Source organism: Streptomyces sp. NPDC088354 (genome assembly GCF_044753585.1).
GTDB lineage: Bacteria > Actinomycetota > Actinomycetes > Streptomycetales > Streptomycetaceae > Actinacidiphila.
The window spans coordinates 444203-461026 of record NZ_JBIVNJ010000002.1; the positions used below are offsets into that span (position 1 = coordinate 444203).

Annotated in this window: 17 protein-coding genes; 6 read left to right on the forward strand and 11 right to left on the reverse strand. The window is 74.4% G+C overall.

Features of this window, described 5'->3' with window-relative positions; all coding sequences use genetic code 11:
* The first annotated feature begins 70 nt into the window (after positions 1-70).
* Both ACIP98_RS05320 and ACIP98_RS05325 read left to right on the forward strand, forming a co-directional pair.
* Positions 71-421 carry a nuclear transport factor 2 family protein gene (locus ACIP98_RS05320; RefSeq protein ID WP_401973837.1) on the forward strand — a complete coding sequence of 117 codons (351 nt, stop codon included), beginning with the start codon at positions 71-73 and terminating at the stop codon, positions 419-421.
* A gap of 14 nt (positions 422-435) precedes the next feature.
* Complete coding sequence (locus tag ACIP98_RS05325; protein WP_401973839.1) at positions 436-1332, forward strand: oxidoreductase; 897 nt, start codon at positions 436-438, stop codon at positions 1330-1332.
* A 54-nt stretch (positions 1333-1386) separates the two neighbouring features.
* Here ACIP98_RS05325 and ACIP98_RS05330 read toward each other — a convergent pair whose 3' ends face one another.
* Complete coding sequence (locus ACIP98_RS05330) at positions 1387-2028, reverse strand: class I SAM-dependent methyltransferase (RefSeq protein ID WP_401973840.1); 642 nt, start codon at positions 2026-2028, stop codon at positions 1387-1389.
* A gap of 207 nt (positions 2029-2235) precedes the next feature.
* Here ACIP98_RS05330 and ACIP98_RS05335 point away from each other — a divergent pair, with 207 nt between their 5' ends.
* The 4 genes from ACIP98_RS05335 (at position 2236) to ACIP98_RS05350 (ending at position 6314) form a co-directional block, all read left to right on the forward strand.
* Entirely contained in the window at positions 2236-3504 is a 1269-nt protein-coding gene (locus tag ACIP98_RS05335; protein ID WP_401973842.1) for an ATP-binding protein, read from the forward strand.
* 47 nt (positions 3505-3551) lie between these two features.
* Complete coding sequence (locus ACIP98_RS05340) at positions 3552-4760, forward strand: MalY/PatB family protein (protein ID WP_401973844.1); 1209 nt, start codon at positions 3552-3554, stop codon at positions 4758-4760.
* A 72-nt stretch (positions 4761-4832) separates the two neighbouring features.
* The gene (locus tag ACIP98_RS05345; protein ID WP_319660454.1) at positions 4833-5924 is read left to right on the forward strand and encodes an NAD-dependent epimerase/dehydratase family protein; all 1092 of its coding nucleotides are present in this window, start codon (positions 4833-4835) and stop codon (positions 5922-5924) included.
* A 63-nt stretch (positions 5925-5987) separates the two neighbouring features.
* Positions 5988-6314 (forward strand): plasmid stabilization protein, encoded by a 327-nt coding sequence (locus ACIP98_RS05350; protein ID WP_319660455.1) that lies wholly within the window; start codon positions 5988-5990, stop codon positions 6312-6314.
* A gap of 450 nt (positions 6315-6764) precedes the next feature.
* Here the strand turns inward: ACIP98_RS05350 and ACIP98_RS05355 are convergent, their stop codons facing one another.
* The 10 genes from ACIP98_RS05355 to ACIP98_RS05400 all read right to left on the reverse strand — a co-directional run bounded on the left by ACIP98_RS05355 (position 6765) and on the right by ACIP98_RS05400 (position 16823).
* Positions 6765-7784, reverse strand: coding sequence for a sugar kinase (locus ACIP98_RS05355; RefSeq protein WP_401973846.1), 1020 nt, complete (start codon positions 7782-7784; stop codon positions 6765-6767).
* Positions 7781-8665: an SMP-30/gluconolactonase/LRE family protein gene (locus ACIP98_RS05360; protein WP_401973847.1), complete on the reverse strand. Its 885-nt coding sequence runs from the start codon at positions 8663-8665 to the stop codon at positions 7781-7783. The genes ACIP98_RS05355 and ACIP98_RS05360 overlap by 4 nt, the downstream gene beginning before the upstream one ends.
* On the reverse strand, positions 8662-9297 hold the full coding sequence (locus ACIP98_RS05365) for a bifunctional 4-hydroxy-2-oxoglutarate aldolase/2-dehydro-3-deoxy-phosphogluconate aldolase (RefSeq protein WP_401973849.1): 636 nt from the start codon (positions 9295-9297) through the stop codon (positions 8662-8664). Before ACIP98_RS05365 ends, ACIP98_RS05360 begins: the two co-directional genes overlap by 4 nt.
* Positions 9298-9324: 27 nt before the next feature.
* Complete coding sequence (locus ACIP98_RS05370; RefSeq protein ID WP_319660459.1) at positions 9325-10125, reverse strand: hypothetical protein; 801 nt, start codon at positions 10123-10125, stop codon at positions 9325-9327.
* A complete protein-coding gene (gene dgoD / locus ACIP98_RS05375) occupies positions 10119-11264 on the reverse strand; it encodes a galactonate dehydratase (protein WP_319660460.1) in 1146 nt (381 codons plus the stop codon). Before dgoD ends, ACIP98_RS05370 begins: the two co-directional genes overlap by 7 nt.
* On the reverse strand, positions 11261-12016 hold the full coding sequence (locus ACIP98_RS05380; RefSeq protein ID WP_319660461.1) for an FCD domain-containing protein: 756 nt from the start codon (positions 12014-12016) through the stop codon (positions 11261-11263). Before ACIP98_RS05380 ends, dgoD begins: the two co-directional genes overlap by 4 nt.
* 68 nt (positions 12017-12084) lie before the next feature.
* Positions 12085-12843, reverse strand: coding sequence for an SDR family oxidoreductase (locus ACIP98_RS05385; protein WP_319660462.1), 759 nt, complete (start codon positions 12841-12843; stop codon positions 12085-12087).
* Positions 12844-12895: 52 nt separating this feature from the next.
* The gene (locus ACIP98_RS05390) at positions 12896-15007 is read right to left on the reverse strand and encodes an alpha-galactosidase (RefSeq protein WP_401973851.1); all 2112 of its coding nucleotides are present in this window, start codon (positions 15005-15007) and stop codon (positions 12896-12898) included.
* On the reverse strand, positions 15004-15927 hold the full coding sequence (locus tag ACIP98_RS05395; protein WP_319660464.1) for a carbohydrate ABC transporter permease: 924 nt from the start codon (positions 15925-15927) through the stop codon (positions 15004-15006). Before ACIP98_RS05395 ends, ACIP98_RS05390 begins: the two co-directional genes overlap by 4 nt.
* Positions 15927-16823 carry a sugar ABC transporter permease gene (locus tag ACIP98_RS05400; RefSeq protein ID WP_319660742.1) on the reverse strand — a complete coding sequence of 299 codons (897 nt, stop codon included), beginning with the start codon at positions 16821-16823 and terminating at the stop codon, positions 15927-15929. The genes ACIP98_RS05395 and ACIP98_RS05400 overlap by 1 nt, the downstream gene beginning before the upstream one ends.
* Between the last annotated feature and the right edge of the window lies 1 nt (position 16824).

The window sequence follows — 16824 nt, forward strand, 5'->3', positions numbered from 1 at the left end:
TACTTGCTTCCGATTTAGCAGCCACTCACGCACCCCGTCGCACACCCCTGCTCCCCCGAGGAACGACGCCATGACCGCACAGCCCGTCAACCCCGCCGACCTGCCCGGTATCGTCACGCGCTACCTCCGCGCCCACGCCGCCCGCGACACCGCCACGGCGATCGGCGCCTTCACCCCCGACGCCACCGTGACCGACGACGGCCGGACGTACGAGGGCCGCGCCGCCATCGAGCGGTGGCTGGACCGGGCGGCGAGCGAGTACACCTACACGACCGAACTGACCGCCGCCGAACGCACCGACGCGGAGCACTGCACCGTCACCAACCGCCTGGAGGGCGACTTCCCGGGCGGCGTGGTCGACCTGCGCTACCGCTTCGCCCTGCGCGACGGCCTGATCCGGCGGCTCGACATCGCGCCGTGAGTCATGCTTCCCGTATGACGACCGCACCGAACGAACCCCCGTCCCCCGCCGCCACCTACGCCCTCGACGGAACGACCACCGTCCCGCGCCTGGGCTTCGGCGCGATGCAGTTGCCCGGCCGGTGGAACGGGCCCGCCACCGACCCGGCGGCGTCGGTGGCGGTCGCGCGCCGGGCCGTCGAGCTCGGCGCGCGCCACATCGACACCGCCGCCTTCTACTTCTCCGGCGGCAACCGGGCCAACGCGATCCTGCGCGAGGCCCTCCACCCGTACCCCGCCGACGTCACCCTCGCCACCAAGGTGGGCCCGCTGCGCGACGCGGAGGGCAGGATGTACGGGCAGGCGGAGCCGGGGCAGTTGCGCGGCCTGGTGGAGGAGAACCTGCGGGAACTCGGCGTCGACGTCCTGGACCTGGTCTACCTGCGGGTCGGCCGCCTCGGCACCGATGCGCGCGACTCCCTCGGCGAACGCTTCGCCGCGCTCGCCCAGTTGCGGGACGAAGGCCTCGTCAGGCACCTGGGTGTCAGCAATGTGACGCGTGATCAGCTGGACGAGGCGCGTGCCATCGCCCCGGTCGCGGCGGTGCAGAACCGGTTCGGCGTCCTGGACCAGGTCGACAGCGCTCTGGTCGACTTCTGCGCGACCGTGGACATCGCCTACATGCCGTTCTTCGCCCTCGGCGGCGGACACGCCCCGCTCGACGGCGACGCCCTGGCCAAGGTGGCGGAACGGCACGGCGCGACACCGTTCCAGATCGCCGTGGCCTGGGGCCTGGCCCGGTCCCCCTCGATCGTGCAGATCCCCGGCACGGCCTCCCTGACCCACCTGGAGCAGAACATGGCCGCCGCCGCGATCGTCCTCGACGCCGACGACCTGTCCCTGCTCGACGGCGGCCGGTCCGCGACCGGGTGACCGATCGCGTGACCGATCGCGTGGCCGGCCGCGTGACCGGCGGCCCTCCGGCCGTCAGCCCGCGCCGCGCAGCCGCCGCACCTTGACGACGTTGTCCTGGCGCGTCGTGGGCCGGCCCTCCGGGTCGTTCTGCACGCGCTCGTGCTCCTCGCTGAGCAGCACCTCCCACTCCCCCTCGGCGAGTTCGAGGTCGCGCACGACCTCGTCCGGGGTGGGGAAGTGCACCTCCGGGTGGTGGTCGTGCTCCCAGGCCGGGAAGCCGCCGTGCCCGGTGACGAGCAGGATGCCGCCGGGCGCGACGGCGGCCGCGGCGGAGCGCAGGATGCGCTCGCGGGGCATGTAGCCGACGGTGTGCAGGAAGTGGGCCGAGACCAGGTCGTAGGCGCCCTCGGGGAAGGACTCGCCGAGGTCGTGGCGTTCCCAGCTGATCAGCCCGCCGACACCGGCGTCGGCCGCGTGATCCGCCGCGCGCCGCAGCGCGACGCCGGAGATGTCGACGGCGGTGACGCGCCAGCCCCGGCCGGCCAGCCAGATCGCGTCACCGCCCTCGCCGCAGCCCAGGTCGAGGGCGGTGCCCGGGGTCAGCTCGGAGGTCTCGCGGACCAGGACGCCGTTGGGGTTGCCGCTCCACACGCGCTCGGTCGAGGCGTAGCGGCCGTCCCAGTAGTCCTCCTGCGAGGCGATGTCGTCGGTCATCGGTGGATCGGGTCCCTTCGAAGTGCGCGGCGCGGCGCCCCCGCGGGCGCCGCCTCGGTGCCGACGATGCGCCCGGCGCACGCGGGTGGGCAAGGTTCCTTGCCGGTTCGGCAACACCGCGCGCGCCGGGCGGGGCCCGGGGGGCGCCCGCGTGCCGCCCGGCCGATGATGGGGGGGACGGCAGGACGTCCCACGTGGAGGCTCGCCATGGCCGTGTGGCACGTACGCGATTTCACCCCGGACGATCTCGAGGCCGTGGTGCGCCTGGACGCCGAGAGCGGCACCACCGACCAGCCCGCCGTCTTCCGCCTCTCCGAGGCCGTCGCCGCCCTGCAGGCGCAGCACCCCAGCGTGGTGGCGATCGCCGACGGCCATCTCATCGGCGCCGCCATCGGCCGCGTCGACGGGGACCGGGCGTGGGTGCTGCGGATCAGCCTCCACCCGTCCTGGCGGAACCTGGGCCTGGGCACCGCGCTGCTGTCCGCGCTGGAGCACCGGCTGCAGGCGGCCGGGGCGCGGACGCTGGCCGCCGTGCTGCCCGAGGACGAGACGGGCACCGCGGCGCTGTGCAACTCCGGGTTCACCCGGCGCCAGGGCCTGACGTACTTCGAGAAGACCCAGGCGGTGACCGCCCAGGACCCGGCGGTGCTGGCCTCCCTCGGCGCACTCGTGCCGCCCACCGGGCTGTGGGAGAAACTCGCGGGGATGGGGCGGGAGAAGGCCCTGATCGAGCGCCGCATCGTGCTTCCGCTGGCCAATGCCGAGCTCGCCGACGAGCACGGGGTGGAACCGCCGCAGGCCGTCGTCCTGTTCGGGCCGCCGGGCACGGGCAAGAGCACCTTCGCCCAGGCGGTGGCCGGCCGGCTGGGCTGGCCGTTCGTGGAGTTGTTCCCGTCGCGGCTGGCCCTGGAGGGCGGCATCGCGACAGGACTCGGGCGGCGCTTCGACGAGATCTCGCAGCTCGACCATGTGCTGGTGTTCATCGACGAGGTGGAGGAGGTCGCGGGCCGCCGCAATCTCGCCGACCCGGCCTCGGTGGGCGTGGTCAACGAACTCCTCAAGTCCATCGTGCGGTTCCGCGACCGCGACGGCCGGCTGCTGATCTGCGCCACCAACACCGTCGCCGCCCTCGACCCGGCGTTCCTGCGGCACGGCCGCTTCGACTACGTCCTGCCGGTGGGGCCGCCCGACCACGAGGCGCGCCGCGCGCTGTGGGGGAGCTACCTCGCCAAGGCGGGGGCCGACGCCGACACCACCGCCCTGGCCGACGCCAGCGAGGGCTTCACACCGGCGGACATCAAGCAGGCCGCGCGCGCCGTGGCGCAGACCGCGTTCGAACGCACCTTGGACACCGGGAACAGGACGCAGGCGACCACGGACGACTACCTGCGCACCATCCGCACCACCCGCCCCACGGTCACCAGCGACATGGCGCTGGAGTTCGCGGAGCACAGCGTCCGCTACGGCCGCACATGAGCGTCGAGAGGGGCCGCACGGACGCGGTTCCACCCTATGTTGATGTCATGGACACGATTCCTCCCGCATCCGCAGCCGTGCCCCCGACCGCGCCCTCGCCCGGCCCGCTGCACCGGCTCACGCTCGACCAGCTCCGGCGCCGCACGAGCATGAAGTGGCGGTCCTACCCGGCCGACGTGCTGCCGCTGTGGGTGGCCGAGATGGACGTCCCCCTGGCCGAGCCGGTGGCGCGGGCCCTCACCGAGGCGATCGCGCTCGGCGACACCGGTTACCCGGCGGGCACCGGGTACGCCGACGCGCTCGCGGGCTTCGCCCGGGAACGCTGGGGCTGGGACGGCGTGACGAGCGAGCGCGCCGCGATCGTCCCGGACGTGATGCTCGGCGTCGTCGAGATGCTGAGACTCGTGACCGCGCCCGGTGACGCGGTGATCGTCAACTGTCCGGTGTACCCGCCGTTCTACCAGTTCGTGACGCACATGGACCGGCGCGTGGTGGAGGCGCCGCTCGGCCCGGACCTGCGGCTGGACCTCGCCGCCCTGGAGGAGGCCTTCGCCGGCCGCGGCCCGGGCGGGGGGCGGGCCGCGTACCTGCTGTGCAGCCCGCACAACCCCACCGGCACGGTGCACACCGCCGGGGAGCTGGCCGCCGTGGCGGCGCTGGCCGGCCGGTACGGCGTGCGGGTCGTGGCCGACGAGATCCACGCCCCGGTGGTGGCCCCGGACGCCGTTTTCGTGCCGTACCTGAGCGTGCCGGGCGCGGAGAGCGGGCTGTCGCTCATGTCGGCGTCGAAGGCGTGGAACCTGGCAGGGCTGAAGGCGGCGCTCGCCCTCGCCGGACCCGCCGCGGCCGGGGACCTGGCACGGATGCCGGAAGAGGTCTCCCACGGGCCGAGCCACTTGGGCGTCATCGCGCACACCGCGGCCCTGCGGGAGGGCGGCGACTGGCTGGACGCGGTCCTGGCCGACCTGGACCACAACCGCCGGCTGCTGGCCTGCCTGCTGGCCGAGCAACTGCCCGCGGTGGGCTACCGGCCCGCCCCGGGGACGTATCTGGCCTGGCTGGACTGCCGGGCGCTGGGCCTCGGCGAGAACCCGTCGCAGGTGTTCCTGGAACGCGGGCGCGTGGCGTTCAGCCCCGGCCCCGACTTCGGCACGGGCGGCGCCGGCCACGTGCGGCTCAACCTGGCGACCGGCCCAGAGGTGATCACGGAGGCGGTGCGCCGCATGGCGGCCGCCGCGGCCGGCCGGGCCGTCTGAATCCGGCGCACACGGGTAGCCGCCCCAAGAACGCGAACCGCGGAGCGTCGGAGCACCGAGGAGGCGAGCACCGTGACCAGCACTCCGGCACACGGACCCCGCGACGGGCTGCACGTCGTCGTCGTGGGCGCGACGGGCAACGTCGGCACCAGCCTGCTGCGGGTACTCGGCGAGGACCCGGCGGTCGCCCGGATCACCGGCATCGCCCGCCGGGTGCCCTCGGACTGGCACCCGGCGAGGACCACGTGGGTCAGGGCCGACATCGCGGACGACGGCACCCGGCTGGCGGACCTCTTCCGCGGCGCCGACGCCGTCGTCCACCTCGCCTGGCTGCTGCAGCCCAGCCACGACCCGGCGATCACCTGGCGCACCAACGTCCTCGGCGGCATCCGGGTCTTCGACGCCGTGGCGGCGGCAGGCGTCCCCGCCCTCGTGCACGCCTCGTCGGTGGCCGCGTACTCTCCCGGCCCGAAGGACCGCCGCGTCGACGAGTCCTGGCCCACGCACGGCTGGCCGGGGGCCGCGTACTGCCGCGAGAAGGCCTACATCGAGCGCTACCTCGACGGGTACGAGGCGGACCATCCGCGGGTGCGGGTGGTGCGCATGCGGCCCGCCTTCATCTTCAAGAAGGAGTCCGCCGCACAGCAACGCCGCCTGTTCGCCGGACCGTTCCTGCCCGGACGGCTGGTCCGGCCGCGGCTCGTCCCGGTCGTGCCCGACATGCGTGGCCTGCGCTTCCAGGCCCTGCACACCGACGACGCCGCCGAGGCCTACCGCAAGGCGGTCCTGCGGCCGGTGCGCGGTGCCTTCAACCTGGCCGCGGAGCCGCCGCTCGACGCGGGGGAACTCGCCTCGATCTTCGGTGCCCAGGTCGTGCGGATGCCGCGCGCCGCGGTGCGCGCGGCCCTGGCGGGCGCCTGGCGGCTGCACCTCGTGCCGTCCTCCCCGGGACTCTTCGACGCGGTGCTGCGGCTGCCGCTGCTCGACACCGGCCGGGCCCGGCGGGAACTCGACTGGCGGCCCCTGCACAGCGCGACCGACGCGGTCGAGCAGTTCCTGGAGGGCCTGCGGGAGGGCAGTGGCGCATCGACCGCGGTCCTGGCGCCGAGCGGGGCGGTGGGACGGCTCCACGAGGTCGCGACGGGCGTCGGTTCACGGCCCTGAGCGAGAGCGCGGGAACGACGCGGAGCACACGGGAACACGCATAGGAAAGGTGAGGTGACGGTCATGCCGGCAGGTTCCAGCCCCAAGCGCGAGCGGCAGTACGAACACATCAAGGAGAGCGCCAAGGAGCGCGGCGAGAGCGAGAGGCGCGCGGAGGAGATCGCCGCCCGGACCGTCAACAAGGAGCGCGCCCGCGCGGGCGAGTCCCGGACCGCGAGCCGCAGTTCCGTGGACGACATCTCCTCCGGTCGCCGCGGCGGCCTGCGCTCGGGCCACGGCACGCAGGGCCCCACGTACGACCAGCTGTACGCGGAGGCGCGGCGGCGCAACATCGACGGCCGCTCGCACATGAACAAGGCCGAATTGGAACGGGCCCTCGGTCGGAACTGACCCCTCGGGTCAGGGCTTCGGCGACGACGGGAGCGCGTCGGACCCGCCGCGCGGTCGCAGGGCGCGCGGTCCCCGCGGCCGTGCTGACGGGCCCGTGCGTCTGCTCGGACTCCGAGGCCGGGCACGGGCGGCGAACCGGCTCGGGCGCCCGAGGGTGGACTCCGTGCCCGGCGCCCGGGTGCACTGATCACGGACGTTGTCGACACCGGTCCCGGGCTTGGTCAAGGCGCAGGCCTCCGGTGTGGTGGAGCTGTCCGGGACTCCACCGCACGGAGGTCTTCGTGTCCCACCGCAAGGCCGGCCGACCGTTCACGGCAGGCGACTGCCGGTCGCGGAATGCCTTCCCGATCTGCGACGTGGGGGCGACACCGACGGGACGCGGCGTCGCACGGGGCGGCCGGGCCGGGCATCGGGCCGTCTCCCGCCGCCCTCAGCCCGGCGACGACCGCGTCAGGCCACCCGTTCCCCCTGATCGGCAGGCGCCTCGCAGCCGAAGGAAGCCTCCCTCCAGGTCGTCTCGTCCGCGTCGAGCAGGGCCGCGAGGACGTCGGCCGGCGGCAGCGGGCCGTGGTCGGCGGGGACGCGGAGGGCCGAGGCGGCCGTGAGGTGGCCGAGGCGGAGTGCGGGCTCGACGGGGAGGCCCCGGTGGAGGCCGGCCAGGAAGCCGGCGGCGAACGCGTCGCCGGCGCCCACGGGTTCGGCCACACGGACGGTCAGTGCGGAAACCGTGTGCGCGTCGGCGCCGACGAAGGCGGTCGCGGCCCGCGCGCCGTCCTTCACCACGAGGACCCGCGGCCCGGCCAGCAGCGCGCGGACCGAAGGCGCGTCGGTGACGGCGTCCCCCCACAGCGCCTGCGCCTCGTCCAGGCCGACGAACACGATGTCCGCGCGGTCGGCGAGGGTGCCCAGCACGTCGGCCGCGGTGGCACGGTCGCTCCACAGGGCGGGGCGGTGGTTCACGTCGAAGCTGACGGGGCACGGCCGTCCGGGGCGCAGCGCGCGCTCGACGAGGGCACGGCAACTGCTCGACAGCGCGGGCGTGATCCCGCTGAGGTGCAGCAGCGCGGCGCCGTGCAGGGCCGGGCCGTCGAGCAGGTCCTCGCCGAGCGCCGAGGCCGCGGAGTCGCGGCGCCGGTAGTGCACGCGTGTGCCGTGCTCCCCAGGGTCCTTGAACAGCAGCCCCGTGGGGCGGTCCGGGTCGACGCGTACGCCGCTGACGTCCACCCCGCCCGCGGCGATCCGCTCGCGGACGCGGCGGCCGAACGGGTCGTCACCGACGGCCGAGACCCAGCGCGCGGGCACACCGTGATCGGCGAGGTAGAGGGCGACGTTCGACTCGGCGCCCGCGACCGCCACCCCGAGGCGGTCCGCGCTCTCCAGCGGACCGAGCGGATCGGGCACGAGCGCGGCCATGGTCTCCCCGACGCAGACCACGGGGCCCGGGCCGAGGTTCACCGAGTCGGTGGTCACGGGCCGTCCTCCGGCTCGGGTCCGGCCGGGCGGTACGGCGCGACGGGGGTACCCGGCACGTCCACACGGACGGTGAAGACGGCACCGTCGAACGGGCCCGGGGCGGCGAGGCCTATGGTGGCGCTGGTGACGTGGAGGGTGCGGCCGTCGGGGCCGCCGAGGCACAGGCCGGCGGGCTGGACGGCGGGGAACTCCAGGACCCGGTCGAGCGTCCCGTCCGGCAGGTGGCGACGCACCTGACCGGTGCCCCAGACAGCGGTCCACAGGGCGCCCTCGGCGTCGACGGTCATGCCGTCCGGGCTGCCGGAGTCCAGGGTCACGAAGGTCTCGGGCGAGCCGAGTTCACCGGTGGCCACGTCCACCGGGTAGCGCCGGACGACGCCGCGGGCGCTGTCGGCGAGGTACATCGTGCGGCCGTCGGCGGTGAAGGCGGGCCCGTTGGGCACGGTGATGCCGTGCAGCGCGCGCGTGACGTGTCCGTCGCGGTCCACGCGGTACAGGGAGCCGGCGTCCTCCGTCGTCGCGTAGGCCATGCTGCCCGCCCAGAAGCGGCCGTACGGGTCGGCGACGCCGTCGTTCATGCGCATGGGCTCGGGCGCGCCGTCCTCGGGCCGGGCGAGCCAGCGGGTGCGCCCGGCGGGGTCGATGCGGCAGATGCCCGTGCCGGCCGCCGCGATCCAGTGGCCGGGGTGTCCCTCGACGGGGGCCACCGCGCCGAGCGGGACGGCCAGTTCGGCGACGGCCTCGAAGGTGGGGGCGGCGAGCAGGCGGCCCGTGAGGATGTCGGTCAGCACGGCGCGGCCGTCCGTCCAGCGGATGCCCTCGCCCAGTTCGAGCCGTTCGTCGCCGAGGACCTCGTAGGCGGTGCCGGCGGCCGTCACGGCGCGGGCTCCTCGCGGACGACGTCGAGGAACTCCCGGGCCCGCTCCCGCAGCGCGGCGAGGCTGCCCCCGGCGGCCGCGTCCGCGACGAGCGGCGAGCCGACGCCGACCGCGACGGCTCCGGCGGCCAGGTACGCGGCGGCGGCGGGCGCGTCCACCCCGCCGACCGGCACGAAGGGCAGGTCGGGGAAGGGCGCGCGCAGGTCCCGCAGGTAGTTCGGACCGCCCGCGCTGCCGGCGGGGAAGAGCTTGAGCGCCTGCGCGCCCATCCGCTGCGCCTGCAGGATGTCGGTCGGGGTCATCACACCGGCCAGGACGGGCAGTCCGAGGTCACGGCCGGTGGCGACGCCCTCGCCGAGGGCGGGGGTGACGAGGAAGGCGGCACCGGCCCGGTGGGCGGCGTGCGCGTCGTCGGCGCTGAGCACGGTGCCCGCACCGAGGGTCGCCCCGGGCCCGAGCGCGGCGCGGGCCTGCGCGATCACGTCGAGCGCGCCGTGTCCGGTGAGGGAGACCTCGATGAGGGTGACGCCCTCCTCGGCGAGGGTCAGCACGGTCTTGAGTGCGGCGTCCGGGTCGTTGCCCCGGACGATGGCGAGCAGCCGGTGGGCGCGCAGCGCGGCGAGCAGGTCCATCCGACATCCCTTCTGCTGGTGGGTGGTTCAGGTGCGGCGGGTCGCGGTGACGGTCAGCCGCCAGGAGACCTCGCCGGAGGCGGGCACGACGGCCGTGTCGCCCTCATCGGCGCCCTCGCGGTCGAAGACCCGTCCCAGCATCGGCTCGACGCCGATGGAGCGGTACGGCGCGCCGGCCGGGAAGCCGCCGAGGTTGCGCCAGAGCGCGACGGCGACCGGTTGCCCCTCCGCCTCGACGGCCAGGTGCAGCGTGTCGGGACCGTCGGTCACCGTCACCCGGGCGGTGTCGACGACGGCGCCGACGGCGGTCCCGTCGTCGGGCCCGAGCATGTCGAGCGGGACACCGCCCACCCGGGGCCAGGTGCCGGGGACCCGGGTCGCGCCCTCGTCCGGGTAGAGCCAGGTGGCGGCGGCCCCGTCGACGCCCAGCCGGGCGGCGGGCGACAGGTCCAGCAGGGCGTGGGCGGCCCAGACGAAGCGGTGGCCGGGCTCGGCGCGCAGTGTGTACGCGGCGACGACGGACCCCGCCTCGGTGGTGACGCGCCGGGTCAGCCGGAAGCCGGGGCACTGCACGGCGTACCCGTCGCCCTCCGCCCGCCACGGCCGCGACCAGGCGTCCCCGTGGTCCGGGACGCCTCGCACGGTGGGCACGCACTCCTCGAGACCCCCGGCGTCGGCGAAGGCGTCGCCGGGCGCGGCGCCCGCGCGGCGCGGCTCCTCGCGGTGCCAGAGCCATTCACGGCCGCCGCCGGACAGCGAGGTCCACCGGCCGCCGTGCGCCGGGTCGGTGGCGACGGTGAGCGGCACCGGCCGGGACGTGGTCACCATTCGGCGAAGGAGCCGTCGGCGTGCCGCCACACGGGGTTGCGCCAGGCGTGCCCGGCGCGGTCGGCGGCGCGCACGGCCTGCTCGTCGATGTCGATGCCGAGACCGGGCGCCTCATTGCGCCGGGCCTGGCCGTCGACGAAGCGGAACGGCTCGGTGTCGACCAGGTACGACAGCAGGTCGGCGTCCTTGTTGTAGTGGATGCCCCGGCTCTGTTCCTGGATCAGGAAGTTGGGCGTGGCGAAGGCGACCTGGAGGCTCGCCGCGAGCGCGATGGGCCCGAGCGGGCAGTGCGGTGCGAGGTGGGCTCCGAAGGTCTCGGCGAGCGCGGCGATCCGGGTCACCTCGGAGATGCCGCCCGCGTGCGAGAGGTCGGGCTGCGCCACGGCGACGCCCGCGTTGAGCACGGAGAGGAACTCCGAGCGCCCGTAGAGCCGTTCGCCGGTGGCGAGCGGGACGGAGGAGGCGGCGACCAGCCCGGGGAGCAGATGCGCCTGGTCCGGCAGCACGGGCTCCTCGACGAAGAGCGGGTGCAGCGGGGCTATCTCGTGCAGCACCCGCCGCGCGTTGGCCGCGCTGAACCGGCCGTGGAAGTCGACGGCGACGTCGCGGTGCGCGCCCAGCACCTCACGGGCGACGGTCACCCGCTCGACGACGGCGGCCGTCTGGGCGGGGCTGGTGAGCGGCGGGGTGGCGCCCGCGGCGTTCATCTTGACGGCGGTGAAGCCGGCCTCGATCTGGGCGGTGATCTCGTCCTTCAGCCGCGCCGGTTCGTCGCCGCCGACCCAGGCGTAGACGCGGACGGTGTCGCGCACCGGCCCGCCGAGCAGGGTGTGCACGGGAACGCCGAGGGTGCGGCCCGCGATGTCCCACAGCGCCTGGTCGATGCCGGCGACGGCGCTGGAGAGCACGGGGCCGCCGCGGTAGAAGCCGCCCTTGGTCAGCACCTGCCAGTGGTCCTGGATGCGCAACGGGTCCTTGCCGATGAGCTGTTCCGCCAGCACCTCCACGGCGGCCCGCACCACCTCGGCGCGGCCCTCCACGACGGGTTCGCCCCAGCCGACGACGCCGTCGTCGGTCTCGATGCGGCAGAACAGCCAACGGGGCGGCACGAGGAACGTCTCGATGCGCGCGATCTTCACTTTGCGGGGTCGTCCTTCTCTTCGGTGGGGGGCTGTTCCGAGCCGCGCGGGCCGCTGACCTTGTCCAGGTCGCGCACGGCCTGGTCGAGCAGAGCGCGCATGGCGTGCTCCGCCGCGTCCGCGTCCCGGTCGCGCACGGCGTCCAGGACGGCACGGTGGCTCGGCACGGGGTCCTCGCTGTGGGGGGCGCTGTGCACGATCTGGTCGCGCTGGGCGAGACCGGACTCGATGACCATCTCCATGCGTTCCAGCAACTCGTTGTGCGTGGCCGCCAGCAGCGCGCGGTGGAAGGCGAGGTCGGCCTCGACGGCGTGGCTCGCGCTGCCCTCCTCGCTCATGGCTGCCAGGGCCGCGTCCAGCGCTTCGAGGTCCTCGTCGGTGCGCCTGGCCGCGGCCAGGCGCACGGCGGCGGGTTCGATGATGCCGCGGACCTCGCCGAGGTTGCGCAGCAGCGCCAGGTCGGCTCCGTTGCCGTTGTTCTCCGAGAACTGCCAGCGCAGGACGTCGGCGTCGAGCAGGTTCCAGTCGGCGCGCGGCCGCACGAAGGTGCCGCGTTTCTGCCGGGCGTCGACCATGCCCTTGGCCGCGAGCACCTTCAGCGACTCGCGCAGGGCCGTCAGGCTGACGTCCAGTTCGCTCTGCAGGGCCGCCATGTCGAGCGTCGCTCCCTCGGGGATCTCGCCGCTGAGCACTCGGCGGGCGAGGGTCTCCACGGTCTGGCCGTGCACTCCGCGGCGCGCGTATGGCGTCATGTGTATGCCTTTCTTGCTGGTCGGGGGGCAGGACCGTCGTCTCGGCCGGCTCCGTCGGGGCGTACCCGTCAGGCGGAGGCTTTGACGACGCTCCAGCCGCCGTCGACGAGCAGGCTCGTTCCGGTGATGTACGAGGCTTCTTCGGCGGCGAGGAAGGCGACGGCGGCGGCGACCTCCTCGGGAGTGCCGAAGCGGCCGGCCGCGGTCTCGGCGACGCTCTGTTCGCGTTCGGCCTGCGGTACCCGGTCCCACGCGGCGGTCAGGATCGGCCCGGGGACCACGGCGTTGACGCGGACCTCCGGTCCGTACTCGACGGCGAGCTGGCCGCACAGCGACAGCAGCGCGCCCTTGCTGGCCGCATAGGCCGGGTGGCCGGGAATGCCCCGGTGGGCGTGGACGGAGGAGGTGAGCACCACCGCGCCACGCCGCTCGCGCAGGTCGGGCAGCACGGCCTTGAAGCCGAGGAAGGCGCCGGTGAGGTTGACCGACAACTGCCGTTCCCAGGAGGCGAGGCTGGTCTCGTGCGCGGGGGCGACCTGGACCGTGTACGCGTTGCTGACCAGGACGTCGACGGGGCCGAAGCCGTGCGCGGCGTCGGTGACCCGCTGCCAGTCGTCCTCGCTCGCGACGTCGGCGGCGACGAAGGCGGCGCGCGCGCCGTCCTTGCGCAGCCGCGCGGCGGTCTCCTCGCCGCGCTCGGCGGCGATGTCGACGAGGACGACGGCCGCCCCCTCAGCGGCCAGGCGCGCCGCCGATGCGGCGCCGATGCCCGAGGCGGCTCCGGTGACGACGGCGACGCGGTGGGTGAAGCGGGCCGCTGGGTTCATGGGGCTGGTCGTCTCCTGTTTCATCGCTGGTGTGCAGATTCTCGCCGGATCGTCACTGCCGGGCCAGGACGACGAGCTCCGCGTCGTGCTGCGCCGTCCATGCGAACGGCAGGCCGGAGTGCGCCAGATGGGCGGCGCTGTAGCGGGTGCCGGTGGCGGTGTCCGTGTAGGCGGCGTCCGGCGGCAGGCCGCGCAGGCGCAGGCGGGCGGGCCGGCCGGGCACCAGGGGCGCGCCGTCGAGCGGCCCGGTGTTCCACGCCGTCACCACCACACGCGCGCCGCCCGGTTCCTCGTACTGGACGCCGCAGGTCGGGTCGGCGGGGCTGCCCAGCAGGTGGACCTCGCCGTGGTGGACGACGTCGCGGATCTCCTTGTAGCGGGCGATCCACCGCGCCGCCTCGGCGCGCTGCTCGGGCGTCCAGTGGCGGATGTCGGCACCGATGCCGAGCACCCCGGCCGCGGAGTTGACGAACCGGAAGGCGAGCGAGCGGGGCCGCGGGTCGAAGACGCCGGGGGCGTCGGTGACCCAGGAGCTCATGGTGTGCGGGGCGTGCGCGTGGAGGTAGCCGTACTGGATGCGCAGCCGGTCGATGGGCGCGGTGTTGTCGCTGGGCCACACCACGTCGGTGCGCGCGATGGTGGCGTGCTCGACCCGGCCGCCGCCGCCCGCGCAGCCCTCGACGGTGACGTGCGGGTGGGCGGTGCGCAGGTGGTCCAGGACCCTCAGGTACCCGGCGATGTGGGCGGCGTCGAGGTCCTGGAGCTCGGGGTCGGCGCCCGCGGCGTGACCGGGGCGGCCGCGCTCGGTGGGCGGCCGGTTCATGTCCCACTTGAGGTAGCTGATGGCGTGGGAGCCGAGCAGCCGGTCGAGGGTGCCGATGACGAAGGCCTGGACGTCCTCGCGGCCGAGGTCCAGCAGCAACTGGTTGCGCACGAGGGTGGCCGGGCGGCCGTCGATGCGGTAGACCCACTCGGGGTGCTCGGCGTAGAGCTTCGAGCGGGGGCTGATGCCCTCGGGCTCGACCCACAGGCCGAAGTCCATGCCGAGAGCGCGCACGTCCTCGACGAAGCGGTCGAAGCCGCCGGGGAACTCGGCCGGGTCCGGGTCCCAGTCGCCGAGGCCGCCGGTGTCGTCGGGGCGCCCGGTGAACCAGCCGTCGTCGACGACGAAGAGTTCGGCGCCGAGCTCGGCGGCGACCTTGGCCAGCTCCAGCTGGTTCCCGGCGTCGACGTCGAAGCCGGTCGCCTCCCAGGAGTTGTAGAGCACCTTGCGGGGCCGGTCGATCCGCTCGCCGGTCAGGTGCCGCTCGTAGCGGTGCCAGACGCGGGCCAGTCCGTCGAGCCCGTCGGGGCTGAACGCGCAGGCCAGCCGGGGCGTGACGAGGGTGGCACCGGGGGCGAGGCGGACGGCGCCCTCGTGGGGCACCCGGCCGGCGCGCACCCGCACCGCGCCGCCGGGCTCGGCGTCGGCGGTGATCCGCCAGTTGCCGGACCACTCCAGGGCGATGCCGTAGGTGGGCGTGGCTCCCTCGGCGGGGGCGGCAGCGTCCTGGACGGCGAGCCAGGGGTGGTAGGCGTGGCCCGCCGAGCCCTGGGTGCTCTCCATCTCGAAACGGCCGCGCTCCAGCGTGACGTCCTTGAGCTGGAACTCCTGCGACCACTGGCCGGCCAGGTAGGTCAGCCGCGCGCCGCCCTGGACGGGGACGTTGACGGCCGCGGAGTCGAAGCGCTCCAGGCGGACCTCGTGCTCACCGGTGCAGGTCAGCTCCGTCCAGCGCAGGACGACGTCGGTGCCGGGCACGGTCTCGTAGCACAGCGTGGTGCGCAGACCCAGGAGGTCGTCGGCGAAGTCCAGGCGCAGCGCCCGGTCGCCGTCCGGGGTGGCCCCCTCGAACCGCCACCAGCTGCCGCGGTCGCCGCCGGGGCGGGAGGCGATCAGGTCGGCGCCGGTGAACGGCCGCAGCCCGTACGGGATGTACTCGGCCGGTGCCGCGTCCGCGGGGGTGATGAAGTGGGTGCGGCGCGACCAGTCCATGGGCGACGGGCCGTCCTCCGCGCCGTGCGGCCCCCAGGCGGCGAGTTCGGCCCAGCGGCCCTCGCCGCCGAGGGTGACGGCGTAGGTGGTGGTGTCGGTGCGCAGCAGCCACCGGTCGTGCGCGGTCACTTGACGGCTCCGAGGTTGAGTCCGGCCACGAAGTGGCGCTGGAAGCGGAGGAAGACGGCCACCGTCGGGGCCGCGGCGATCACCGAGCCGGCGGCGATGACGTTCCACATCGACACGTACTGTCCCTGGAGTCCGATGAGGGACGCCGTGATGGGCATCTGCGTGTCGGTGCGCAGCACCGTGATGGCCCACAGCAGATCGTTGAAGATCCAGGTGAACGACAGCGCGCAGAGCGCGGCCAGCGCCGGGCGGGCCAGCGGCAGGATGACCCGCCAGTAGATCTGCCAGGGGTTCGCGCCGTCGATGACGGCGGCCTGCTGGATCTCGCCGGGGATCGACCGCATGAAGCCGTGCAGCACGAAGACGTAGAACCCGACGCCGAAGCCGACCTGCACACCGATCAGGGCGTACAGCTGGTCGTAGATGCCGAGCACTTCGCTCAGCTTGGAGACCGGGATCAGCAGGATCTGCGGGGGCAGCAGGTTGCCGCCGAGCATCAGCAGCAGCAGGACGCGCCGGAAGGGCAGGTCGTAGCGGCTGAGCGCGAAGGCGGCCATGGAGGCGAGGCCGAGCGAGAGCGCCACGGTGGGAAGGGTGACCAGCATGCTGTTGATGAGGGCCCGCTGCTGGCCGCCGTCCACCCACGCCTGGCGGAAGCTGTCGAAGGTGAACGAGTGCGGCCAGCTGCCGACGCCGTGCGCGGCGATGTCGTCGAACGTCCGCGTGCTGGTGACCAGGACGAGGGCGATCGGCAGCAGCCACAGCGCGGACAGCAGGCCCGCGGAGAGGTGGAAACCGGCGGTGCGCAGGGCGCGGCCGCGCCCCGGAGAACGGCGGAGCTGCCCGGCCGGGTCCTCTCCGGTCCGGTCCGCCGGGCCGTCCGGGTCCTTGACGCGCGCGGCGGCGTGGGTGGCGGTCATCAGTCGGCCTCCCTGAAGGCGCGCACGAGGTAGCTCGCGATGACGCCGAAGGCCAGCACGAAGATGACGACGGCGAGCGCGGAGCCGTATCCCAGCCGCAGGGACTGGAACGCGGTGGAGTACATGTAGGTGCTCAGCAGTTCGGAGGAGTGGTACGGGCCGCCGCGGGTGAGCGCCCACACGACGTCGAAGGAGCGCAGCGAGTCGATGACGATCACCGAAAGGACGACCGCGTTGACACTGCGCAGCTGCGGCAGGGTGATGTGCCGGAACTGCTGCCAGCGGCCGGCGCCGTCGACCTTCGCGGCTTCGTACAGCGCCGGGTCGACGCCCTTGAGGCCGGCCAGGTACAGCACCATCACGTAGCCGACCTGGCGCCACAGCGCGGGCACGATCACCGCGTAGAAGGCGGTGTCCTGGTCGGCGAGCCAGGCGTGCTTCCAGCCGCCGAGGCCGACGGCCCCGAGGACGTTGTTGATCAGGCCGTCCGGCTGGTACATCGCCTGCCACACCAGGGCGGTGGCGACCAGTGAGAAGACCACCGGCAGGAAGAGCGCCGCCCGGTAGAACCCGATGCCGCGCCGCTCCTGCTGGAGCAGCAGCGCGGCACCGAGTCCGAGACCGGCCGACAGCCCGCCGAAGAGGAGCAGCCACAGCACCGTGTTGATCGCGGCGGTGCGGAAGACCTCGTCGTGCACCATCTCGCTGAAGTTGCCGAGGCCGACGAACGTCGGCGTGGACAGGCCGTCCCAGGAGGTCAGGGAGAGGTAGAACCCCTGGAGGGCCGGCCAGAAGACCCAGAACGCCTCGGCGAGCAGCGGGACGAGGACGAAGGCCAGGACCACCGGGGGCACCCGAGTGGCCCTGGACCGTCGTGCGGAGCCGATCAGAGCCATG

Excerpts from the sequence above, each read along its gene's own strand:
- ACIP98_RS05365 (WP_401973849.1), bottom strand. The coding sequence starts at position 9,297 with ATGGACCTGCTCGCCGCGCTGCGCGCCCACCGGCTGCTCGCCATCGTC.
- ACIP98_RS05350 (WP_319660455.1), top strand. The coding sequence starts at position 5,988 with ATGCCGGCAGGTTCCAGCCCCAAGCGCGAGCGGCAGTACGAACACATC.
- ACIP98_RS05400 (WP_319660742.1), bottom strand. The coding sequence starts at position 16,823 with ATGGCTCTGATCGGCTCCGCACGACGGTCCAGGGCCACTCGGGTGCCC.
- ACIP98_RS05370 (WP_319660459.1), bottom strand. The coding sequence starts at position 10,125 with ATGGTGACCACGTCCCGGCCGGTGCCGCTCACCGTCGCCACCGACCCG.
- ACIP98_RS05380 (WP_319660461.1), bottom strand. The coding sequence starts at position 12,016 with ATGACGCCATACGCGCGCCGCGGAGTGCACGGCCAGACCGTGGAGACC.
- ACIP98_RS05325 (WP_401973839.1), top strand. The coding sequence starts at position 436 with ATGACGACCGCACCGAACGAACCCCCGTCCCCCGCCGCCACCTACGCC.
- ACIP98_RS05320 (WP_401973837.1), top strand. The coding sequence starts at position 71 with ATGACCGCACAGCCCGTCAACCCCGCCGACCTGCCCGGTATCGTCACG.
- ACIP98_RS05385 (WP_319660462.1), bottom strand. The coding sequence starts at position 12,843 with ATGAACCCAGCGGCCCGCTTCACCCACCGCGTCGCCGTCGTCACCGGA.
- ACIP98_RS05395 (WP_319660464.1), bottom strand. The coding sequence starts at position 15,927 with ATGACCGCCACCCACGCCGCCGCGCGCGTCAAGGACCCGGACGGCCCG.
- ACIP98_RS05335 (WP_401973842.1), top strand. The coding sequence starts at position 2,236 with ATGGCCGTGTGGCACGTACGCGATTTCACCCCGGACGATCTCGAGGCC.
- ACIP98_RS05330 (WP_401973840.1), bottom strand. The coding sequence starts at position 2,028 with ATGACCGACGACATCGCCTCGCAGGAGGACTACTGGGACGGCCGCTAC.
- ACIP98_RS05340 (WP_401973844.1), top strand. The coding sequence starts at position 3,552 with ATGGACACGATTCCTCCCGCATCCGCAGCCGTGCCCCCGACCGCGCCC.